This window comes from Streptomyces sp. NPDC057743, from assembly GCF_042798755.1.
Taxonomy (GTDB): domain Bacteria; phylum Actinomycetota; class Actinomycetes; order Streptomycetales; family Streptomycetaceae; genus Streptomyces.
On the sequence record NZ_JBHVJX010000088.1, the window covers coordinates 1 to 5,614 of the forward strand.

A 5,614-nucleotide genomic window follows, 5' to 3' on the forward strand; every position below is an offset into this window, starting at 1 on the left:
ACAGAAAACGATGGATCTTCTTACCGTTATATTTCTGTTTGACAAGGAATCCGCTTAACAGCCAAGGAATGCCAGCATACAATACGAGGGTTAATCCTGGCATGATTGAGCCGATACTATTAAAGAACTTACGAAAAGCAATCATTACGAGGAGTATTGCTGCGAACAATGCTCCTCGTACCAAACTGAGTCCAAAATTCATATTCAAAGGCCCCAGTTTATACAGCGTTATAGGGTGATTCATTGTTTTTTTATAGTTGTATGACCTCATTCCTTACCCCCCAAATACAGTGTAAGCAAGGTCACCTATTTGCTTTAAAAGTCTCTCTGGATTACCTACCGCGAAAAATACGAATCCGGCGGCAATTACAAATCCGATCAATTTACTAATGTCCTGTCTAAATAGGTAAAAGACACCGAAACAAACCAAAACAATTGCAACAGCATTTCCGCCTTCAGTTTGTACCCAATCCGCTAAATTACCGAGAGACGGAAGGCTAGCAGCTAAAACAGGATTTGCAAAAAAATTCATCATAGTTATTTTCCTCCTAGTGTGTTTTCCATTTTTTCAACAAAATACTTACCATCACGTTTACTTAAGTGCATTGTGAAGCTTTCTGTATTCTCAATTCCAAGGTCTTTTTCTTGGAATTTCGCATTGGTTTTTACGATATAACCATTTTTCCCTGAAGCATAGACTTTGAGATTTTCTAAGCTGACAAATGAACGCTGCCCATTTAAAGCCTGCGGCTTCTCCATCATATAAGTGAGATCATCTGTCGTTCCGTCAGCATATTTTTTGAAGAAATCATTAAGCCAATTTTGAATCTGCTGTTTCTGTGCATCCTGAATTTCAGATTCATCTTCTAATGGGTTAGTTTCGCTTTGTACGCCTTTTGTTTTCACATCTGGCAACGGCGTAAAATACAGGTTAGAAACAACCGCATAACCGCCTTTAGAAGCTTTTACAGGTACATTCAGCAGCATAGAACGGCCTGTTTTTTTCTCCTCCTCGTATTTCTCTTTCACTTTTTCTTTTTTCTTGCCTTTTTTCTTCTCGACCTCTCGCTCTTTTTCCTGAACGGCGACATTATCATAATCTACACGGTACTGTAAGATCGCTTTATCATCGGCAAACTGCACATCATACAGCGTTTTATTATTCAACTTCCTATATCCGCCTACATCACCAGTTAGATCAACCGTTAAACCTTCTGCATAATAACTTTTGAGCGCTTCTTCACGAGCCTTCTTTTGGTCACTATCGCGCGGAATATTCATGTATTCATCGACCACTTGATTAGCGAAAATCTCCATTTTCGGACTGCGGTAAACATCATATCCGTTTTCATCCTGACCAGCCGTAACAGCAGCGAGTGCCGTTGCAGTAGCTTTAGACCGATTCAGTGCATTTTGCGAACGACCAAAAGCTAATATTCCAGACAATCCAACAACACCGATCAGCAGCCAAATAAATATGACAGCGCCTTTACCATTTCGTGCCTTTGGCAATTTACGGCTTTCTTTTTTGCTCCGCTTGATCTTATTGTCTGAAAAAATGTCGGACACTTTTTCTTTCAAACCGCCTAATCCCATTTGTCTCCCCCTTTCAATAAATTGCGCCGTCAACTTGGGGCGGTCGGATTGCATTTTCTGTTTAGACGGTGCAGCAAGCGCCTCTTTTTTTTCGTTCAACCCATTCATTGGATTGCGAAAATAAATGATTTTGCGCCTTTCAACAGGTTTTAGCCCCCTCGCTGCCTTTCTGACAACTACAAAAACCCCTGTTTCTAAGTCCTTTATTTCGTCTGGATGAACATAGAATTTTTTTACCTTCCGGCTTGTTCCTTTTTCCGCTTTAAACTCAATTCTTTTTAATGGGCCGCCGATATTTTCCGTCTGTGTGGTCAGATCCACGTCATTATAAGTACCGATTATAGAAGCCACTGTTTCTGCGGATTCAGCCTCGTTACTTCGGCCAAAAAAGAACGTATTACAGTTATCAATTACTTGCTTTGAAATGTCCTGTCCATTGATGACTAAATCTCCTAGCGACTGTATCCCAATAGCTGCCCCAAATTCAGCACTACGAGCCCGCGCAAGGATGTGTACGATTGTTTCAGACCCATAGGCCCCAAACTCATCAAAAATGCCGAGAGCGCCTTTCTGCACGTCCTGAGCGTATCTAGTTGTGACACTGAATGCTAAATCAGCAATAACAAACCTTGCAAACCGCTTGATAAACTCGGAATAAATGTTGCTATTGAACGAGAAAATAACGCTTTCTCCTCGTTCTAATACCTCAAGCAGATCGAGACCGTCAGGATCATCTTCAAGGAGCTCACCAAGTTCTGAATAAATCAACTTTTCTAGCTGTGTTTTCATACTTTTTACAAGCATCAGAACAGGATCGGCTTGGCTTTCATCGGTCAATGATTCGATTTCATCCTCTGTTAACTGACTTTTACCGAAAAAACGCTCCATATGAAGGGCTGCCCTTGCGCTCAATACTTTATTTTTGACTGTACGCTCTCTAATTTCGTACTCTACTTCCTCTTGCTCTGATTCATTCAGGCCAAGAATATCATCCTCTTCCGCCGGCTTTTTTTTCTTGACTGGTACTTTATCCTGAATGACTTCCTCTTTTATTTCCACGTCAGTCATTAATGTTCTGTATACCGCGCTGAGTGACATGTGTTTGGCGATGGTCGCCAAATCAGTATTTAAATCAAAATCATGGATCATATGAATGACTTTTTGCAAAAAGTTTTCCGCTTCATTTTTATAAAAAGCGTTTTCCCAATCGAAAATCGCCATGATTCGATCAGTGACACTCGTTCTATTACCATGCCTAATTGGGTTATATCTCAAAGACGTTTTTTCTGAGAATACATGAAGCTTACGACCGTATTTGTCTGTTAACTTCTTGAACTGAGCAATCGTTTTCGGATCGCCCTTTCCATCAACGAAAAATACTGATTGACCATTAGCCAATGCGCTTTCGGCTGCGGTTAAAATTGCCATCGTTTTTCCGCTTCCAGTAGTTCCTTGAAACAAAATGTGCTTTGTTGTCTCTTCTAAAGCCATTTCTGCTTGTTTTTTGTGTTCATCAATGCCGAGCAAAATATTTTCAATCGGTAATGATTTTTCCACTGATTTTGCAACGTTTTTCCGCCATTTTGCCTGCATATTATCATTAATCTTCACGCGATTCTGATAAATCTTCTCATAGTCCTTACTACTGCGGTATTCTTCGATTACATCCTCTTTCGGCTTTACGATCTTTCCTTTGAAAAACTCATATACCGCCAGAGTTAACCGCGCAATAATAAGAGAAAGAGCCGCAACAGCAATATAGGACTGATAACTCGGATGGAACGGTTGACCGTTATTTATTAGCTGCTCAAAATAATCTAATCGACTACCCATACCGGCTATAGATAAAGAAACCGGTATGAATTGAAACAACTGCTGCCATCCTGCGAAATATAGCATCAAACCTAAAGCTATAACCGCCGGCCAAAATACAATTTTCAACTTGGAGGCCTGCTTTAGTGCGTACACAAAGCCAAAAATCAGCAATCCTAAAACAAGCGAAGGAAGAAACGCCAAACCTGCAGCCGCAGCCGCAGCTATGACAGCTCCATATCCAAGTAAAGAAGTGAAATCCGGCTTGCCATTGTTATCTGGCGGCCGATTCTTGTCACTCGAAAAGTTTAAATCCATTTAATCCTCCCCATTAGTTAAAAGATCATCTAGCATTATAAAAGAAATATTGACCCCAACCGATGAAGCAAACGCATGAATATGATTTTTGATTGCGTCCTCCTTACAGATATAAAAAACGCGATCATACAAGCCATTTTCAATGGACTTTTTATATTGATGCATCTTCTTTTCGATTCTCGCACTCGTTTTCCGGCTCAATTCCACTTCAAAAGCGAAACGCCGCTCACTATTCACCAGGATAAAGTCAGGGACTTCCTGTGCGATGTGTCTTAAAGCATTGGGCTTGCGAGCTTGCTCCACACTTAACGAAAGAATCAATTCACGCGTCAATTCTCTTTCTGTCTTGAAACCAAATTCAGTGCCTTTCGCTGCGTATCGCTCTAAGAGACTAAAAATCACATCATTCACTGTCAGATCATGCTGCAAAGTGGAATAGCTAAGACCGGCAGCAGTACCGATATGACCAATAAATTTTGATCCGCTTTTTGTGATGCAAAGAACCTTTCTGCGGCCAAATGCTTTCGTTTCTACAAAGCCCAATTCTTCGCCTTGTGCCCGAGCGCGGTAAATCGTCATGACTCCCATATCTTTTAGAAAGCGCTCAAGCTGAACACTCGTGATGACACCGAAACGATCAATAGCTTCAACCACTCTTCGCCTCTTTTCGCTTAAAATATAATCCATCTCAACAGACCCCCGAACTTCTAAAATGTTTACACCTCCTTTAGTGTAGCAAGCTTATTTTCAAAAATATATACCAATTTAGCACCACAAAATTACCACTATGTCGTCTCGTCAGGCTCCACTTGCGAAGCCTCTAGGACTCCATTCACAAAAGCAGCAATCAGCTCCAGTTGCAAAGGTTCTAAAAACATCAGCTCAAGCTCGTCAAATGGTTCACCGAATTGTTTTTCATAGTCTTTTTTAAAACAAGCATAAAGCGATGAAAAGGGTTCTTTATCAATGAAAATATCCTCAAACAAGCTGTATGATCCACCCTCTGCATATGATTCCAATTCATGAACAATTACCATTGCTCTTTGTACGGAAAGATCATCCTTATTTGCTAAGGGATACTCGCTAAATTTCCGAAACTGATCGTCATAAAATTTTACTTCTTCATTCTCAGGCTCGGGATCGAGCTCATAATCCTCATAATCGTTCATAAAAGAATCCCCCTTGTAACGATAAATGTTTGTTAAAATTTGTCCATTTTCTTTTTAATTTTTTCATATTCCTCTAGGATTTCTTTTATATGGCTAGTTACATGCTCAAATCCTTGACAATATTTTTCGGAATAAAGGGACGAGAGGTCAACTTGAAGTAAAGACTGTATTTCGTTTATAAACCACTGTTCAGGACTCTGTTCTTCTTTTTGTCTTATTTCATCTTTCGGTGGTATTAAGAGGTTTTTGAATCTTTTTGTAATGTCATCTTGCCGCGAATTTTCTTCTAAAAACTGCGAACAAAGATAACAGGCATTTACATACCTCTGGAATTCTTGCTTCAATAAAGAAGCATCATGTTTTTTTATTGCTCTCGGAAGGTTATGCGCTGCATCGCTTAAAATCCCTAATACTCCAGCAATATCCGCATAATATTCATTCATATCAACTACAAGAAAGTTTCGTGTTGCCAGAAAATAATGTTCTAACCAACTCGATGCAGCCCTAACCAAATCTTCACTCTTAGAAAATGACTCGATAAACGTTCTGACTTCCGGCAAAACTTCACCCGATAAATAAGTTTTTTTAAAATCGATCATTTTTTCATCAATGGGTTTTCCCATACATCCAGTTACCTCCTATATTAGTGTTTACGGTATTTTTTTAAAGCCCTTGACCTTGCATTACCCTTTGTTTTGGGGTGGAGGTTTGGCTCGTAG

6 protein-coding genes are annotated in these 5,614 nt (G+C 39.9%); all 6 read right to left on the minus strand.

The features are described from left to right. A partial coding sequence (locus tag ACFVFQ_RS38170) for a TcpE family conjugal transfer membrane protein (protein ID WP_383425277.1) occupies positions 1-244 on the minus strand: 244 nt, incomplete at its 3' end. 30 nt (positions 245-274) lie between these two features. Beyond that, complete coding sequence (locus ACFVFQ_RS38175) at positions 275-532, minus strand: TcpD family membrane protein (protein ID WP_383425279.1); 258 nt, start codon at positions 530-532, stop codon at positions 275-277. A gap of 5 nt (positions 533-537) precedes the next feature. After that, on the minus strand, positions 538-3,726 hold the full coding sequence (locus tag ACFVFQ_RS38180; protein WP_375838823.1) for a helicase HerA-like domain-containing protein: 3,189 nt from the start codon (positions 3,724-3,726) through the stop codon (positions 538-540). Further along, positions 3,727-4,380: a hypothetical protein gene (locus tag ACFVFQ_RS38185; protein WP_376947947.1), complete on the minus strand. Its 654-nt coding sequence runs from the start codon at positions 4,378-4,380 to the stop codon at positions 3,727-3,729. Positions 4,381-4,511: 131 nt separating this feature from the next. Beyond that, entirely contained in the window at positions 4,512-4,895 is a 384-nt protein-coding gene (locus tag ACFVFQ_RS38190) for a hypothetical protein (protein ID WP_375838824.1), read from the minus strand. A gap of 32 nt (positions 4,896-4,927) precedes the next feature. Further along, a complete protein-coding gene (locus ACFVFQ_RS38195; RefSeq protein ID WP_104843695.1) occupies positions 4,928-5,518 on the minus strand; it encodes a hypothetical protein in 591 nt (196 codons plus the stop codon). Between the last annotated feature and the right edge of the window lie 96 nt (positions 5,519-5,614).